Origin of the sequence: Shewanella sp. ULN5, from assembly GCF_030731885.1 — a bacterium.
GTDB lineage: Bacteria > Pseudomonadota > Gammaproteobacteria > Enterobacterales > Shewanellaceae > Shewanella > Shewanella holmiensis.
Genome location: NZ_JAPJEE010000004.1, coordinates 135,618 through 153,689, shown reverse-complemented (window position 1 = coordinate 153,689; position 18,072 = coordinate 135,618). Strand labels below are relative to the sequence as shown.

The window sequence follows — 18,072 nt, the reverse complement described above, 5'->3', positions numbered from 1 at the left end:
CTATTATTGGACATTGTCAGATTGAGTTTGATTTAAGAGTAAGACATAGCTAGCTGCGTCATTAATGATACTGTCGCCATCCATCACTCCTGATAATATCTCAACTTGGGTGATTTCTGCTGAAGTGACCTGTTTACCTAAACGAACCTGGGTTTGCAGGTATTTATCACCTTGCTTACGATAAACCGCTGTCAACTCGCCCACTTGAAAAATAGCTGATTTAGGCAGGTAAATAGTGTCAACCTGATCAACAGGTAGCGCCGCTTTAAGCCACTGACCGACTTGTAACGTTTGTTGTTGATTCTCGAGCTGTACACGCACTTCAATACTTTGATCGGCTTGGGTGCTGAAATTGAACTTATTAATGGCATCACTTTGGTACGTTGACACATCATCGGATAAGGTGATACTTGTCAGGTCAGCTAACTGTTGACGATATTGTTGTGGTACATAAAACACGGCACGTAATTTATCAGTGGCATAACCTGATAATAATGCTTGTCCATAACTGATGGTTTCACCTTGTTCAACCCACTTCCCCGTGACTCTGCCGGTAAATGGCGCGCTCACAATCGTGTAATTGACGTTCTCTTTTGCGCTGATGAGTTTTGCTTTAGCTGCACTAACAGCCTGTTTACTTGACTTTGCATAAGATGTTGCCTCGTCCATGGCCCCTTTGGATATCGCCCCTTGTGGGAATAGCGCTTTATAACGTTCAAATTGGGCTTGAGCCTCAATATTTTGCGCTTGAGCCTTGGCAAGTTCTGCCTCAGCACCAGCGAGTCCAGCGCCTTGTTCTTTGCTGGTAATCTCTAATAAAGGAGCTCCTTCAGGCACCATATCATTCACATCGTAATGAATTGCTAAAACCCGACCAGAGGTTTGTGCTGCGACGGTTGCAGATTTTATTGGCTCAACTTTGGCATCAAGTTGCAAGTACAGTGTTTGAGAGCTGCTTTTAGCCGTTATCGTTTCAAGTGGGATTTCAGTCGCAAAGGCAAAGCTTGACACCAAATAGGCAGATAAAATAATGAAATTTCGGCTAAGTAAATTCAGCGAAGATTGAGTTGTTGAATGCATTATTTGGAACCTCACAAAAGTCTATAAGAAAATTCTAATGGATGTGTGAGAAAACTACAATCTATTTATTAGTAAAAATTCATATAGTAGGCTTGGTGGACAGTTAACTATAGTTGAGACAGAAGGGTTATAGAGGGAAAAATGTAAAAAAAAGCCATACTTATTGATGAGTATGGCTTTAATTTCTTACAGTATATTACCGATTAGAAGCGGTAGTTGTACTGTAATGAGAAGTAGTTAGCGCCTGACTCAGTGTATGCACCAATTTGAGGTGTTAACAAACTATCTTCAATAACATGTACTTTCTCGCCAGCCACTAATGTGTAGCCAACATCAATGCTTGATTTTTGATTGATGTTGTAAGTGAAACCTGCTGAATACCATGTGCGATCCGAATCAGGAATTGATAAAGAAGACACTTCACCAACAACACCTTGATCGCGTCCGATACCCGCTCTAACTGTCCACTTATCGTTAATATCGTAAGTCGCACCTAAGCTTAAGAACCAAGAATCTTCCCAATTGTAATGCTTAAGAATATAACTATCTGAACCATTATCTCCGTCAGTTAATTCGATGTTGTCGAAGTTGCTCCAGTTAGTCCACTGCGCAGTGTAGTGAAGCGCAAATTTTTCAGTGATTTGGTGGAAACCAGCAAACTGAGCGATATCCGCCATAGGAATATCAATTTCACCAAAGTTTTCGGCTGGTGTGAGTGGGTTTTGATTAAAGCTAATATCGCCAGAAGCTTTCATATTTGGGCTTTTACGATAGCTTAAGCCGATTCTGTTATTTTCATTGATTTCATAAGCTAAACCAACGATAGCACCAAAACCCCAGCCATCAGCGTCAATATCAACAAGGTTAAGCGGTACTTCACCAACAATTGGAATAGTGAAGTCACCAGAGCGGGTCAGTGTACCCATACCTTTAATAGCATCAATACCAAGACCAAGACTTAATGAGTCATTAATACGGTATGACATACTTGCGTTAAAGTTTATGGTGGTCACTTCTGTATTACCCAATAAATCGATTGGGGTATTGAAGTCATTGCCTGTATTTAATGGCGATAAATCAGTGCCAGTACCATAGTTACTGAATGCAGCGATACCAAAAGCCCATTTGTCGCTGATTGGGTTAATGTAGTAAAAACTTGGAATAGCCTTACCTGAAGCGGCATTATCTAAGCCACCTAAGTTATTGTCGCCTACCATAACATCACTAACTTCTACATTGACGTCTGCATATGCACCTGCAACAGAAAGTTCGGCTTTATCAAATAACGCCATTGCAGCGGGGTTGCGAGAAAGCACCGAGGCATTATCAGCAATAATGGCATCACCGGCCATTGCGCGGCCTAGGCCTGTTGCTGACTGGCTGTTAAGTTGAAAACCCGCAGCTGAAGCTTGAGTGCTTGCCAAGGTGACAGCGATAGCGAGAAGAGTCTTGTTAAATTTGGTCATGATTTTACCTATTATGTGCTGTTATTTTATTAATGCCGAATATAGCGGCATCGTTTCAGCTTTAAATTTGCAGGCATCTTAGGTAAGCCGAGCGAATGCAACAACTCCGACCACATGTTAGTTATTGTTAATATTGAGTTAATTCAAAAGGCGTTTTTTTTCGCATGTTCGTGCGGCAAACATGATTATCCATAAAAATGCTTATTTAGCATGATGTTATGGTAGTTTTTAGTCGCAACGCTTGTTAGGGGGATGTTATTTTCAAACAGGGGTGATGTGAACTGTAAAATATAAAAAAGCGTACACCTGTACGCTTTTTTATGATGAAGTAGATTTTTTGTTCTACTTCAGTGGCTAAGCTGTTAATTTATTGAGTGATTACTTTTGGCTCAATAAACTTTGTTCGAACTCACTAAACTGCATTTTAACTTCCGCTCTTGGGGGAGAGAGTTTGCTGAAAGCCACACCAACGATTGTTGCAAACAAGAAGCCTGGTACTATTTCATATAGATCAAATAAACCGCCGCTTAATTGTTTCCACACTACAACCGTAACTGCACCAACAACAATCGTTGCAATAGCACCATTACGGCTATATCCACGCCAAAATAGCGACAAAATAACCACAGGACCAAATGCTGCACCAAATCCGGCCCATGCATAACTGACCAAACCTAGTACGCTACTTTGTGGGTTAAGCGCAATTACGCCGGCAATTAGGGCAATTGCAATCACCCCTATTCGACCCACTAGCATTAACTCTTTGCTGCTTGCCTTAGGACGTAACCATTTACGATAGAAGTCTTCTGTAATAACGCTTGAACAAACCAATAACTGTGAATCAATGGTGCTCATAATGGCAGATAAAATAGCGGCAATCAGTAAACCACCAACCCAAGGGTTAAAAGCGGCATGAGCAAGGTGGATAAATACCGTTTCAGGATTATCAAGTGGCGCGGAGGCAAAATATAACGTGCCTGCAATACCAGTGGCCAATGCCCCAATTAATGCAAGTACCATCCAACTCATTGCGATACGACGCGATAAGCGTAAATCTTTCGCACTACCTATGGCCATAAAACGCGATAAAATATGCGGTTGGCCAAAATAACCTAATCCCCATGCAAGTAGAGATACCAAACCTATGATAGTTGTATTCTCGCCAATAAAGGTCAGCATAGCAGGATCTAACGTATTGATGTTTGCCTGTGTTTCGGTGTCGTTAAAAATGGCAATCGGTACAATAATTAAGGCAATTAGCATTAAACAGCCTTGGAAGAAGTCTGTCCAACTCACGGCGAAAAATCCGCCAACAAAAGTATAAGATACAATGATAACCGAGCCTATGACGAGCGCTAAGGTGTAATCTAGACCGAATACTTTTTCAAATAAGATCGCGCCACCCACCATGCCCGATGAAGCGTAGAAGGTAAAAAATACCAAAATAGTTACCGCAGAGACTAATTTTAATAAGCCATGATTATCATTAAATCTATGTTCAAAAAAGTCAGGAAGGGTAAGCGAATTATCTGCCATTTCAGTATAAATGCGTAATCGCTTGGCGACAAAAAGCCAATTTAGCCACGCCCCGAAAACTAATCCAAAGCCAATCCAAGCTTCGCCTAACCCGCCTAAGTAGACAGCGCCGGGAAGACCAAGTAACAACCAGCCTGACATGTCTGATGCGCCAACACTGAGTGCCGTTACCGCAGGGCCCATTTTTCGGCCGCCGAGAATATAATCATCAACGGAGTCCGTCTTTTTATAGGCCCAAAAACCTATGCCCATCATTACGGCTAAATAGCCAATAAAAGTGATTAAAATTGGTGCTTGAATTTCCATGAATATCCCATCTAATTATAATTCTGGGACAATGCTAGCAGAAGTTTGAGGTAGTTCACACTTTAGCAGCGGAGCTTGGTTAAAAAAAATTCAGCCACACTGTAAAGTGTGGCTGCTTTTTCAAGCTTGTTAAGCTAGGGTTGAAGGCTTAAATAAAAGTTTGCTCAATTTCACGTTTAACGTAATTAAGGTCAGCCTTTTGTTCACCAACAAGTAACATATAAGCGTCTGCAGATTGAAAACCTTGGCCCTTATATTTTGCGTCAGCAAAAGCGGTGTCTAACTTTAAACGCTCTTCGGCTGGCACAATAAACAGGGTCACTTTTTGGCCATTTTCATCTTGCATTACCAGGTGAAGTGACTTCACGCCCTGGAAATCACAGTAAGCAGTATAAAATACCCGACCTGGCTGCTGGATAAATTTAGACTGTTGCAAGCCTGACATGCTGGCAAGCTTAAAGTTAACATCATTGAAACCAATATCTTGCTCTATTTGAAGAGCTTTTGTTTCATGGTACACATGGGCTAACGCGTGCTCAGATAAATCAATAGGGGTAAAACGTAACATACTGAAGCTTACACCTACGATAAAAGCGATAGATGCAGCCATTGCCATTAAATAGCGTGTCCGCTTCTGTGTTTGGTGGTGTTGATTCAACTGTTGACGTAACAGTAACTTTTCCGCCAAATCATCCGGTACAGCAATGTTCAGTGCCTGAGTTAATTGAGTATCAAGGGCCTTTAACTCTTTAACCAATTTAGCTTCATCCGGGTGGCTTGCCATATGTTGCAAAAAGTCATCTGATTGATTATTGGGGTCGCCATAGGCTTGGCGACGAAATTGTAGATCATCCATTTGATTGACCTCTTACTTCTGGTGTGTCTAATGCGTCTTTTAGCTGGTTTCTGGCGCGAAATAATCTTGTCATTACCGTGTTTCTATTCAATTCCAACATGTCTGCAATTTCATCGCCGCTAAATCCACCAATCAGTTGCAGCAATAAAGGCTCACGATATTCAATATCAAGCTTACCAATTTGCCTGCGTAACCAATAATGTTCGGTTTCATCTTCAGTGCTACTGGAGAACACATCTTCAAGTTGTTCTTGCTCAATATCACTGTAATCAAATTGCTTGCGCTCAAATCTTCGTGCATTTTCACGACGCAAAATAGTGATTAACCACGCTTTAGCCGCTTTGTCATCATTTAAAGAATCCAAAGCCCGCCATGCCCGAAGAAAGGTTTCTTGAGTGATATCTTCAGCCACATGTTTATCGCCGCATAACCAAAAGGCATAGCGGAAAATGTCGGTATGAAGTGCCCTGACAAGGCTATCGTAGCGTCGTTGTTTATTTACCATGTCAGATAAGACCGCAGTGTCAGTCTTTTTCTTTCGTAGAATTTCAAACATTTTAAAAATTTCTTAGAATTGTTACCAACAGCTTACTTGTTCAAAAGAATACCGCAACCACAAATTGTGGTTTCCGCCTGACAGTTTTGAGGGACAAAACTGTCAGGCGGAGGTTGATAAGACTAGGGGTTTAACTTGGCAATTACTGAGTTTGATGGGGTATTAATGTTAGGGTGGTAGGACTTCACCGCACTCATTAACTGTTGCTTGTTCACCGCTTTGGTGTGTTGGCTATAACGACCTTGTTGTAAATCGGTTACGGCTTGGCTAAGTGGTTCTGATAATTTACTGATTTCAGCCAATGTGACCTGACGGTTTAATAATGCTGAAAAATATCCTTGTAATGCGCTAATCACATCGCTGACATTATTGCGGTCACATGCCTCTGTAATCGTCGCCAGGCTGGCAACATCTGCGACAGGGCGTTGAGTGGTTTTTGTAGTAACAAGACGGTGTTGTTGTGAAACAGCTTTACGCCACATTATCAGCGTGATTAACCACAAGGTGGCAAACACACCCGTTAACCAAGGCCAGTAACTCGCATACTGATATGACGGCTGTTGCGGCGTTATAGTTAATGCGTTTTCCGCCATCTCGCCTGCGACAACTGTAATCGTTTTGGCTGGTAAAATGGCATATTCCTGTTGCTTCAATTGCGTATTCCACCAAGGTACTTTTAATTCTGGAAGAGTATAAGTTCCTGGTTTTGTTGGAACAATTGCGGCCGTTAAACTGTATTGTGATATTACCTGTCCATCACGAATACCGGTTTGACGCAGTGGTTTTTCAGGATAAACTCTTAACCCTTCCGTCGTCGGCATTGCCAATTCTGGTAGGCTATTTTCATCCACATTCATGGCAATTAAACTAATGGTTCGGGTGATCGGACTGCCCGCTTCAAAAGTGGTTTGAGTATCAGGCCACACTTCACGTAGTGAGACTAAATCACTGACCAACCATTCGCCCTGATAACTGGGTGGATAGCTATTGATTTGAATAACTTTGCGGTCGGCTTCGGTTTGCATTGGAATGCTTTCATTAAAACCAAACATGCCGCCACGACGTTGAGTTTCAATTAACACATCGCCGGAAAAAGTGGCGCCATCGATAATAATTTCACCGGGTAAACCCGCAACAATTCCGTAATTACGCTCGATCACTCTAAAGCGACGACCATTAACAATTTCAGTGCTGTCGGTGTCTTCACCAATTTGTTTTATTTGTGCGCCTTTCACCACAGGTGCACTAAGGACACCACGTTGTAGCTCAACGGCTAAATACAATTTAACTTTATAGTTAATCAGTTGCCCTACATAAGCCTCATCAACGTTAGTGCTCGCTTCAATGTACAGATTTTGGCTTTCTTGCGGCTTGCTTCCCGCGGGAGCAACTTGCAAAACAATCTCAGATGAACTCACACCCTCAATATTAAATGCCGGAATGGTGATGTTTCCCGAAGATTTAGCCGCGATTAAGACCTGCCAACGAGTTTCTTTGGTGGTATTGAAATTGACCATCTGGGTACTTCTGCCAACACTGGTTCGGCCAACAATAAAGTTTTCCAATAGTGCCGACGTGTTTAATGCTCCAGCATTAAGATCGTCATCGGCAGTGATGTTCAAGACAAAGTATTCACCCTCAATGACAGGATTTTTTTCAATACTCGCTTCTACTTGGCTAAGTGCCATGACTGAAGGGGCAATAATAATCAGTATCAGGCTTAATAAAATTCGAATTACCACTGCTCTGTTTCCTTCACCTGTTGATTTTGTTGACGGCGTTTTTGATATTCCAACTGCATTTTATTGCGTATTAATACTTGTGGATCTTCACTTATTGCACGTAATGCTCGTTCCATATTTTCTGGTAATGGCTCCTGACCTAACTGAGTAGGGCTTATTGCCTGCTCAACTGGCTTAGCGTCTTTGTCAGTTGCATCGTCGGTTGTTTTTAAAGCTTGCGATGTTGCACTTTGCTGCTTTTCACCCTGGGTTGGCTCTTGGTCCTTTGATTCTGTATTAGCTTGCATACTAGCTTCATTTTCCGGTGATTGTTCATCTAACGCTTTTGAGTCAGCTGAAGCACTGGCTTGAGACTGTTCTTCATCTGCTTGTTGCTTAGATTGACCATCTGATTCATTAGTAGATGATTGCTGATCATTTGTTGATTGGTTATTGGTATCAGCACCTTGATCTTGATCATCTGTTTTAGGATTTTGACTCTGTTCAGCGTTATCAGGTGATTGTTCATTTTGTTGCTGGGTTTGCTGTTGCTGATCTTTACTTTGCTGACCATTAGGATCTGTATTTGAGCCTGATTGCTGTTGATCCTGCTGCTGTCCTTGTTGCTCGTCACTGTTTTGATCACTATTTTGTTGATCATTACTTTGCTGATCGCCTTGTTGACCATTTTGTTGCTTATCTTGTGACTGCTGTTTAAGCAGCTCTTCAGCCAGAGCTAAATTTTCTTGAGCCTCAGGAAAGTCAGGTCGTAACGATAAGGATTTTTGATATCGCTTAATCGCTTCAGATAAATTAGAAAGCTGCATCAGACTATTAGCTTGATTGTATAACCCTTCAGCAGTGTCATCTTGTTCAAAACCTTCAAGGGCTTTTTGATAATCCTGGGCTTTATAATGAGCTGAAGCTTGCCAATTTGAAGCACTAAATTTTTTAGCTGCTTGTTCATAATCACCTTGCTCAAAATCTTGCTGAGCTTGTTGATCTTTCGTCAGCCACAAATCATCCCACACGCTAGCATCAACACTAGGGCTGTAAGCACTCCCCAAGGTTAATAGGCCTAGCAATCCGGCTAAAGGTAACCATGTTGTAGGCAATACAAAGTTGGGCAATATCCCATGTTTAAAGCTAAATAGCATAGGTAAAAGTAACAACATCGCGATGTAAGGACCTAAATCCTGCCATGATTCACCTTCAAGCTCTGTGGCTTTTGCCTTGCCATCTTCTGCTAACCATTGGGTTAATTGCTTTATATCACTGCCATCTGCCTGGGTGGGGATCACTATTCCAGCCCCACGTTTGGCAAGTTTTTGCAATAAACCAATATCTGTTTTAGCCACGACCACTTCGTTGCTGCTGTCGCGCATTAATTGGCCGTCAGCTAACTTAATTGGTGCACCATTTTGACTCCCAAACGCTAAAATGGATAATCGATAACGGCTGTTTTTAAGTTGGCTATATACTTGATTAAATTGATTATCAGAAACACCATCTGTCATTAAAATAATGTCACCAGTGATGTGCCCACCTTGGGCTAATAACTGCTCAGCAAGCGAGATTGCTGCGGCTAAGTTAGAGCCTCTTGACGGCATGATGTCCGGGCTTAATGTGGGTAATAAGTTTAGTAATGTGGCGTTATCTCGGGTGAGTGGGCTGATGGTGTATGCATCACCTGCATAGGCGATAAGGCCTGTTTCACCTTCTTTTATTTCGGATAACAAGTCGGTTGCGCGAAAGCGCGCATGCGATAAACGGTTGGGGCTAAGATCGGTAGCGAACATGGAGTAAGACATGTCCATCACCAGCACACGCCCTTGTTCAGTGGCAAAAACGGGTAGGTTTTGCTTGGTTATCGCCGGGCCTGATAACGCCAATACGGCAATTATCCAGCAAAACGCGAGCATCCATTTAGGCTTGCGCCCTTGTTCTACGTTGTCACTTATCAACATTGAACTTAAATGTGGTGCGATATACTGTTTCCAAGCCGATTGTTGTTGATGGCGGCGCCAAAACAACGTACTTAATAGGATTAGCGGTATCAAACCGAATAACCATTCTGGGCGAATAAAATGGATCATAGTGTTTTAGCTCCACGTTTGAGTGAAGGTAACACCATTCCTGCTTGAAAATGTTGTCGACAACTAATTAACATGCTCAATAATAAAGACATCAATAAAGGCCAATAAAACAATTCTTTTTTAGGGCGATAGCTCAATTGGTCACGGGTGACAGGCTCTAATTTATCTATGGTTTGATAAATCTTTTCAAGATCTTCACTGCTGCGAGCGCGAAAATATTGACCCTTGGTCATATCGGCTAACTTTTGTAGTTGTGTTTCATCTAAATCCATCGATGGGTTGATGCGCTCTTTACCAAAAATGGTACGCCGTTCAAGCTGCTCTGCACCAACGCCCACGGTGTAAATGGTGATATTACGTTTTGCCGCAATTTCAGCAGCGGCTTCAGGTTCAATACTGCCAGCGTTATTAGAGCCATCGGTAAGTAACACTAATACCCGGTTGCTTTCTTCAACCATATCAAAGCGTTTTACCGCTAGGGCAATAGCTTCACCAATGGCTGTTTGTTTGCCGACTAAGCCGATTTGTGCATCGGTTAAAAACTTGGCTACAGACCGCCTATCTTGGGTTAGTGGGGCTTGTAAATAAGCATGGTCGGCAAATAAAATCAATCCGAGTCGATCGCCATTTCGGCGTTCAATGAAATTAGCCAATACATGTTGGATCAGGGTAAATCGGTCAACGGTTCGCCCCTCAATCACCATGTCTTCAATTTGCATACTGCCTGATAAGTCTACAGCCATCATTAAGTCACGTCCTTTAGAGGGTAACTCTATAGGTTCGCCTAGCCATTGAGGTCTGGCAACGGCGCATAATAAAAACAGCCACATCAGCCAATACAATTTACGAGAGTGTTTTATATTCTGTTTGCTTTGATTTTTGATGGCATGACTGACACCTGGAAGCTGCAGATGACCGCCCTGTTCGACATTTTTAGTTTGCCTAAAAAGGAATGGTAATGGCAGTAATAGGAACACTAAAGGCCAAGTTAAACTTAACATTGCGCCTCCGGTATCTGTTGTTGGTTGTTATTTGCAATATTCACTTGCTCAAAAGGGGCTGAATTAGCTAGCCAGAGTCGCGATAAAGCAAGCAATTGCTGATTATCTTCGCTGGTAAGTCCTTTTTGTTGATGACGTTTAAATAGTAATGGACCGATCACGCCCTGATGCTTATGTGGCAGTCTTTTATCTAACCAATTAAACCAGGGTTGGCCATTTAAATGGGCTAATGATTGTCTTGGTAAATATGTCATTGCGGTGCGCTTTAATAAACTGTTCACTTCCGATGCGAATGTGTTGGCATTGCTGTCCATTGCATTAAGCATAACTAGTGCGGTTCTTCGAGGTGCATGATAGCGGTATTTTTTAAGAACTTTTTTTACTATCCAGCTTAGCGATAATATGATCAGCAGTAATAAAATCCAGTAACCTGGTGCGATCGGTAATGATGACACTTTTTCTGGTAATGCAATGTCATGCATCTGCGCTAAAGGCGATGAAGCCTGATTAACTTCTGGAAGTGGCACATTTGAGGTTGCTGATGCCATTAATGAGTTAAATAAAAGGGATAACATTTAGCGTAATAATTCCAATTGATCACAAAGAGGCTTACCCGCATCAATAAATTTGGGCTGTACGTTAAGTTGTTTCATTAACTGGGTAAATTCATGTTGCGACGCCTGTTGCTCATCCAACCATTTTTGATAACTGTCACGGGTTAATGTTAGCTGTTGTTTGCCATCTCTTACCGGAAAACTAAATTGCTTTGGCAAAGCTAAGGTACCTTGTCTAAGTGGATCTGTGATAACAAAAGCACCAATATCGCAATGACGTTTAAGTTGGGTTAATGGCGCCAGACACCGCTGATTGAAATGATGTCCATCGGTAATGATCCATACCAATGAACCGGGCTTGGCAATACGTTGCAGTCGCTGACAGGCTTTGAGAATATGGTCTGGATCTTGAGGCAGATTATCAAATTGATTCAGTTGCTTTTGATGAACGTCAATCAGCCCTGATGATAATTGCAGCATACCTTGTCTACGACTACGCGGTTTTAATTCTAGGTGATTGGTTTCACTGGCGATCAGTGCGCCGATTTTATCGCCATGTTGCACCGCGCTCCAGGCAAGAGTGGCACAAACATGGGCGGCTTGTACCGCTTGCAATAACAGCTGCGAACCAAAATATAAGCTGTGGCTTAAATCCACTAATAGTAGAATAGGGCGTTCGCGCTCCTCGATAAACAGCTTGGTATGCGCCACACCTGTTCTAGCCGTCACTCGCCAGTCAATAGAGCGCACGTCATCACCATTTTGATAATGACGGACTTCAGCAAACTCCATGCCTCGGCCTTTAACTAAGCTAGCCCTGTGGCCTGACATCGATGCTTTTGCTCGTGTTTTTCTATCAGCAATAACATGAGACAAGCTTTGGCAGGCAATTAACTCCTGCTCATTTAAGTTCATGCCATCGCTAAATAATGGCAGTGATAATGCTGCTAAGCTCATAGATTAAGGTACTGCGACTTGAGATAGAATACTGCTGATAACGCGTTCCGCGCTAACGCCTTCTGCTTGCGCTTGGTAACTCAATAACAAACGATGACGTAAAACATTTGGCGCGACAGCTTGGATATCTTCCGGAGAAACAAAATCACGGCCTTGTAACCAAGCTCTGGCACGTGCGCATCGTTCAAGCGAAATCGTTGCGCGAGGACTCACGCCATATTCTAACCACTTGGCTAATTCTGGGCTGTAACGCTCAGGTTGACGCGTGGCCATCACAATTTCAACAATATATTGCTCTAGCGGCTCAGCAAGATAAATTTCTAATGCTTCATCACGCGCAGCAAACACATCAGATTGCGCTACAGGTTCAATGGTGGGCAGTTGATGGCTAATCGCTTCTTTGCGTGACTGGCGTAAAATAAGGCATTCAGTTTCAGCACTCGGGTAATCGAGATTCAGGTGCATTAAGAAACGGTCTAACTGTGCTTCAGGTAATGGATATGTCCCTTCATTTTCTAACGGATTTTGTGTCGCCATAACTAAAAACAGTTTCGGTAACGGGTAACTGGTTTTGCCAACCGTGACCTGTCCTTCAGCCATCGCTTCTAATAATGCTGACTGTACTTTTGCGGGAGCACGGTTAATCTCATCCGCTAAAATCAAATTATGAAATATTGGACCAGCTTCAAATTCAAATGTCCCGGTTTGCTGGCGATAAATATCTGTGCCAGTTAAATCCGCAGGCAGTAAATCAGGGGTAAATTGAATACGATGAAACTCGCCCTCAACGCCATCGCACAAGGCTTTTACTGCCCGTGTTTTGGCTAAACCTGGTGGTCCCTCAACGAGTAAGTGACCATCAGCGACCAATGCAATTAATAGATTTTCAGTCAATACGGGTTGGCCTAAAATGACTGTGTCGAGATAAGTTCTTAAAGAATGAAATCGGCTTAAAGGCATACGGTTACTCAATAATTTGCTAACAACATAAACATGATGACGCTTATGTTATGAATTCTCTATGGATTTGGCTAGTAGGATTAACAGATTTTAACCCTCAATGAAACCAATAACCTTTAATACGGAGACGTTAGTGTATTTCGCATTGCCATTTTATGAATTTAAGGGGGCTGACATTTGAGATTATCAGTTGAGATTAAGCCTCATCTGAATGTTAACTTTTACGTAGTCTTGAGAATTGGACGAGAGATAAAATACCTCTTCAGTTGATTATTTTTAGCAAAAAAATAATTTTATCTGTGATTAGAATATCTGATTAAACAAGATTAAAGTAATTGAATTATTGCTATTTTTAGCCAATGCCTTTATGTCTTAAATGGCACATTTAAAGATATATCTAAACAGGTGTTTAAAACCAGCAAATAAAAAGTTAGAATCAGATCACATTTTGATGGTCTGACCACTGGTTAGGCAGAAACGGATATTTACAACTTGAGCTTGTATCGCCAGGTTAACGATAAGAAGAGGGTGAAAAATGAGTGATAGACAACAAGTAACAAATGCCCGCGGTGAGCGTATAGCTATCGTCGCAGGTTTAAGAACGCCTTTTGCAAAGCAGGCTACAGCATTCCATGGCGTATCAGCGCTAGACATGGGCAAAATGGTGGTAAATGAGTTGTTGTCTCGCTCAGAGTTAGACCCTAAAACCATCGAACAATTGGTATATGGTCAAGTTGTACAGATGCCTGCCGCGCCAAACATTGCCCGTGAAATCGTCTTAGGTACTGGTATGGATGTATCTACTGATGCCTACAGTGTGACGCGTGCTTGTGCTACATCTTTCCAATCGGCGGTAAACGTTGCTGAATCAATCATGACTGGCAATGTTGAAATTGGTATTGCTGGTGGTGCTGACTCTTCATCAGTGTTACCCATTGGCGTTTCTAAAAAACTGGCCCATGCATTAGTGGATTTAAATAAAGCGCGTACATTCCAGCAAAAATTTGCGATTATGCGCCGTTTAGGTTTAAAAGATCTTATGCCGGTTCCGCCAGCCGTTGCTGAGTATTCAACGGGGTTGTCGATGGGACAAACCGCAGAGCAAATGGCCAAAACCTATGGTATTAGCCGTGCCGATCAAGATGCATTAGCGCATCGTTCACATACGCTTGCGACTCAAACTTGGAATTCAGGTGTGTTACAGCAAGAAGTCATGGCTGCACACATTCCTCCCTATAAACAGTTTATCGATCGTGATAACAATATTCGTGAAAATTCAGTACTTGAGTCTTACGCTAAGCTTCGTCCTGCGTTTGATCGTAAGCACGGCACGGTAACGGCAGCAAACAGCACACCATTAACCGATGGCGCGTCTGCCATTATTTTAATGAGTGAAGGCAGAGCGAAAGCATTAGGTTATCAGCCTATTGGTTACATTAAGAGTTACGCCTTTACCGCAATTGACGTATGGCAAGACATGCTAATGGGTCCTTCTTACGCGACACCACTCGCGCTGAAGCGTGCTGGTATGGAATTAGAAGATCTTACCTTAGTTGAAATGCATGAAGCCTTTGCTGCACAAACCTTAGCGAACATGCAGATGTTTGGCTCGAAAAAGTTTGCTGAAGAAAAGCTAGGCCGTAATCGCGCAATCGGTGAAATCGATATGAGTAAGTTTAACGTTTTAGGTGGGTCTTTGGCTTATGGTCATCCTTTTGCTGCAACAGGCACGCGTTTAATCACTCAGGTGTGTCAAGAACTTAAGCGTCGCGGCGGTGGTACTGGTTTAGCAACAGCATGTGCCGCAGGTGGTTTAGGTGCAGCAATGATCGTGGAAGTGGAGTAATTACAATGGAAAAGACATTTAGCTTACAACGTCGCGAAGACGGTATTGCAATCCTGACTATGGATGTTCCTGGTGAAACCATGAACACCTTAAAGCCTGAGTTTGGTCCTGAAGTGTCGCAAATTATTGCTGAAGTAAAGGGTGATACTAGCATTAAAGGCATAGTGGTTGTTTCTGGTAAAAAAGACTCGTTTATCGCCGGTGCGGATATCAGCATGTTAGCCGCTTGTACCAGCGAACAACATGCTAAAGATTTATCACAGCAAGGCCATGTGGTATTTAATGCGCTTGAAAACATGAATATCCCCGTGGTAGCAGCCATTAATGGTGCTTGTTTAGGTGGGGGGTTAGAGTTTGCTTTAGCCTGTCACTTACGTGTATGTAGTGATGACAATAAAACGGTTCTTGGTGTACCTGAAGTACAATTAGGCTTGTTACCTGGCGGCGGTGGAACCCAGCGTTTACCTCGTTTAGTGGGTGTAGCAACGGCCTTAGATTTAATGTTAACCGGCAAACAAGTGCGTCCAAAACAAGCATTAAAAATGGGGTTAGTGAATGACGTTGTTCCCAACTCAATTTTGCTTACGACCGCAATTGAGCTAGCTAAAAAAGGCAAAAGTGCTGCCAAACCGGTTAAACAGTCAAAGTTAAATCAATTCTTAGAGTCAACTTCATTTACTCGTGACATCATGTTTGATCAAGCGCGTAAACAGGTCGACAAGAAAACTGCAGGCAATTATCCGGCACCGGCTAAGATTATTGATTGTGTTCGCCAGGGCCTAAATAAAGGTATGGCTAAAGGTTTAGAAGTTGAGGCGACTCACTTTGGCAATCTTGTGATGTCTAAAGAATCCGCGGCGTTACGGAGTATTTTCTTTGCCACGACTGAAATGAAAAAAGAAACGGGTGCAGCAGGTGCTGAGCCTCGTAAAGTAAAAAAAGCCATGGTGTTAGGCGGGGGGTTAATGGGGGGCGGTATCGCTTCGGTCACAACCACCAAAGCCAAAATCCCGGTACGAGTTAAAGATATTTCTGAGCAAGGGCTGAGTAACGCCCTAGCTTATGCTTACAAACTATTAGATAAAGGTGTCAAACGCCGTCATATGACCCCCGCGGTTCGTGACAACATTATGTCTTTGATGACCACCACTACCGATTATAAAGGCATCAAAGATGCTGATATCGTTGTTGAGGCGGTGTTTGAAGATTTAGCTTTGAAGCATCAAATGGTTAAAGATGTTGAGCGTGAATGCGGTGAACACACTATTTTTGCATCTAATACGTCTTCATTGCCAATTGGCCAAATTGCAGAAGCTGCAACTCGCCCTGAAAATGTGATTGGCCTGCATTATTTTTCACCCGTTGAAAAAATGCCTTTAGTCGAAGTGATTGCCCACAAAACAACGTCAGCAGAAACTATCGCAACCACAGTTGCCTTTGCGCGTAAGCAAGGCAAAACACCGATTGTTGTTCAAGACGGCGCAGGATTTTATGTTAACCGTATTCTTGCTTTATATATGAATGAAGCGGCGCAATTACTGCTCGAAGGTCAGCGTGTTGAACACCTTGATAGTTCATTAATCAAGTTTGGTTTTCCTGTAGGGCCTATGACGTTGCTGGATGAAGTAGGTATTGATGTTGGCGCGAAAATTTCGCCTATTCTAGAAAAAGAGCTAGGCGATCGTTTTTCTGCACCTGCGGCTTTTGATAAATTACTTGCCGATGATCGAAAAGGCCGTAAAAACAGTAAAGGTTTTTATCAATATGGCCCTAAAGCCAAAAAGGCGAAATTGGTTGATGAATCCGTTTATGGCGTATTAGGGATCAAAACAGCTTCAGACAAAGAAGCAAAAGAAATTGCTGAGCGTTGTACTATTCAAATGCTTAATGAAGCGGTACGTTGCTTAGAAGAAGGGATCATTGCAAATCCTAGAGACGGTGATATTGGTGCTATTTTTGGCATCGGCTTCCCTCCATTCCTTGGCGGGCCGTTCAGATACATAGATACTTTAGGAGCTAAAAACTTAGTTGATACCCTAACGCGATATCAAAAATTATATGGTGACCGTTTTGCACCTTGTGAAATGCTTAAAAACATGGCGACAGAAGGCAACAGCTTTCATTCAAACTAGTTAATTGGGTTGAGTTAACCTGGTTAGATTAAAAAAACGGCAATTGATTGCCGTTTTTTTTTGCCGTCGCGGAACACTTTTGCCTTATTTTTAGCCAAAAAGTCTTATCTTTAGGGTATAATACGAACAATTAGTCGTTGTTTAGTATTAAGTGGCTTGTCCCACTGTATAAGATGATTGAATCAACATGTTGTTTCATAATGAGTAACGACTCAATAATTAACACTGAAAATGGAATGCCAAACGGCCTGTTCAGTATTTTTCATCATGGAATGTAGTTAACTGGATGTAAGTCGAGGTTTCAGTGATATTTCAATTCGAGTGGTTACTCTTGCCATTAATGCTATTGGCGAGTGGAGTGTTTTTAGGTTTTTCAGCTTATTATGCTGGGTTAGCTGTTAAACGATGGGCCTTTATAGGTGCGTTACTAGGGCCTATAGCTTATCCGCTATTCACAACACATAAACATCTAGCCCACCGTAAAGTTGAGGGCAATCAATCACATAGGTTAAGCTTTTGATATGTCTTGAAGCTAAAACAGTGAACAAGGTTTAACCGCCACATCTAGATTCTCTTATAATAACCAGTTAATTTAGTTAACAGCATAAAAACCAAAGGTTTATATAAACAAAAAAGGAGCTATCAGCTCCTTTTTGTTTAATTGGCAGTATTACTTCCACCAGGCTTTAGCTTGAATCACTTCTAAATGTTCTAAACCTGCAGGCAATTTGACTTTTTTACGTGCTGGCTTAGCTAAGCCCAATGCAATTTTCAATGAAGTAAACATAGTCTAACTCCTTAAGCAACTTGCGTATCTAGGACTTTAATAACAGGTAAGCCAGCGGTCTGCGTGTCTAGAACTTTGATAACAGGCAATCCCGCCGTTTGAGTGTCTAGAACTTTAATAACAGGTAAGCCAGCAGTTTGAGTGTCTAGAACTTTGATAACAGGCAATCCCGCCGTTTGAGTGTCTAGAACTTTAATAACAGGTAAGCCAGCAGTTTG

15 protein-coding genes are annotated in these 18,072 nt (G+C 42.2%); 3 read left to right on the top strand and 12 right to left on the bottom strand.

Annotation, left to right across the window (positions count from 1 at the left end):
• Positions 1–3: 3 nt before the first annotated feature.
• The 11 genes from ORI98_RS05845 to ORI98_RS05795 all read right to left on the bottom strand — a co-directional run bounded on the left by ORI98_RS05845 (position 4) and on the right by ORI98_RS05795 (position 13,089).
• Positions 4–1,080 (bottom strand): efflux RND transporter periplasmic adaptor subunit, encoded by a 1,077-nt coding sequence (locus tag ORI98_RS05845; RefSeq protein WP_261299518.1) that lies wholly within the window; start codon positions 1,078–1,080, stop codon positions 4–6.
• Positions 1,081–1,283: 203 nt separating this feature from the next.
• Positions 1,284–2,546: an OmpP1/FadL family transporter gene (locus ORI98_RS05840; protein ID WP_261299519.1), complete on the bottom strand. Its 1,263-nt coding sequence runs from the start codon at positions 2,544–2,546 to the stop codon at positions 1,284–1,286.
• Between the two features lie 378 nt (positions 2,547–2,924).
• Positions 2,925–4,388, bottom strand: coding sequence for a sodium/proline symporter PutP (putP, locus tag ORI98_RS05835; protein WP_306134598.1), 1,464 nt, complete (start codon positions 4,386–4,388; stop codon positions 2,925–2,927).
• 148 nt (positions 4,389–4,536) lie between these two features.
• Complete coding sequence (locus tag ORI98_RS05830) at positions 4,537–5,244, bottom strand: DUF3379 domain-containing protein (RefSeq protein WP_306134597.1); 708 nt, start codon at positions 5,242–5,244, stop codon at positions 4,537–4,539.
• Positions 5,237–5,800: a sigma-70 family RNA polymerase sigma factor gene (locus tag ORI98_RS05825; protein ID WP_261299522.1), complete on the bottom strand. Its 564-nt coding sequence runs from the start codon at positions 5,798–5,800 to the stop codon at positions 5,237–5,239. Before ORI98_RS05825 ends, ORI98_RS05830 begins: the two co-directional genes overlap by 8 nt.
• 122 nt (positions 5,801–5,922) lie before the next feature.
• Entirely contained in the window at positions 5,923–7,542 is a 1,620-nt protein-coding gene (locus ORI98_RS05820) for a BatD family protein (RefSeq protein WP_306134596.1), read from the bottom strand.
• Entirely contained in the window at positions 7,536–9,617 is a 2,082-nt protein-coding gene (locus tag ORI98_RS05815; RefSeq protein WP_306134595.1) for a VWA domain-containing protein, read from the bottom strand. Before ORI98_RS05815 ends, ORI98_RS05820 begins: the two co-directional genes overlap by 7 nt.
• Positions 9,614–10,618, bottom strand: a complete 1,005-nt coding sequence (locus tag ORI98_RS05810; RefSeq protein ID WP_306134594.1) for a VWA domain-containing protein — start codon at positions 10,616–10,618, stop codon at positions 9,614–9,616. Before ORI98_RS05810 ends, ORI98_RS05815 begins: the two co-directional genes overlap by 4 nt.
• On the bottom strand, positions 10,612–11,193 hold the full coding sequence (locus ORI98_RS05805) for a DUF4381 domain-containing protein (protein ID WP_306134593.1): 582 nt from the start codon (positions 11,191–11,193) through the stop codon (positions 10,612–10,614). Before ORI98_RS05805 ends, ORI98_RS05810 begins: the two co-directional genes overlap by 7 nt.
• Positions 11,194–12,129 (bottom strand): DUF58 domain-containing protein, encoded by a 936-nt coding sequence (locus tag ORI98_RS05800; protein ID WP_306134592.1) that lies wholly within the window; start codon positions 12,127–12,129, stop codon positions 11,194–11,196. It lies immediately after the preceding gene.
• A gap of 3 nt (positions 12,130–12,132) precedes the next feature.
• Positions 12,133–13,089, bottom strand: coding sequence for a MoxR family ATPase (locus tag ORI98_RS05795; protein ID WP_261299528.1), 957 nt, complete (start codon positions 13,087–13,089; stop codon positions 12,133–12,135).
• A gap of 535 nt (positions 13,090–13,624) precedes the next feature.
• Between ORI98_RS05795 and fadI the strand changes: the two genes are divergently transcribed.
• The 3 genes from fadI to ORI98_RS05780 all read left to right on the top strand — a co-directional run bounded on the left by fadI (position 13,625) and on the right by ORI98_RS05780 (position 17,587).
• Entirely contained in the window at positions 13,625–14,935 is a 1,311-nt protein-coding gene (gene fadI / locus ORI98_RS05790) for an acetyl-CoA C-acyltransferase FadI (RefSeq protein ID WP_261299529.1), read from the top strand.
• A 5-nt stretch (positions 14,936–14,940) separates the two neighbouring features.
• On the top strand, positions 14,941–17,067 hold the full coding sequence (gene fadJ / locus ORI98_RS05785) for a fatty acid oxidation complex subunit alpha FadJ (RefSeq protein ID WP_261299530.1): 2,127 nt from the start codon (positions 14,941–14,943) through the stop codon (positions 17,065–17,067).
• Positions 17,068–17,407: 340 nt separating this feature from the next.
• A complete protein-coding gene (locus ORI98_RS05780) occupies positions 17,408–17,587 on the top strand; it encodes a hypothetical protein (RefSeq protein ID WP_306134686.1) in 180 nt (59 codons plus the stop codon).
• Between the two features lie 278 nt (positions 17,588–17,865).
• Here ORI98_RS05780 and ORI98_RS05775 read toward each other — a convergent pair.
• The coding region (locus ORI98_RS05775) for a hypothetical protein (RefSeq protein ID WP_371931123.1) at positions 17,866–18,072 on the bottom strand (207 nt) is incomplete at its 5' end.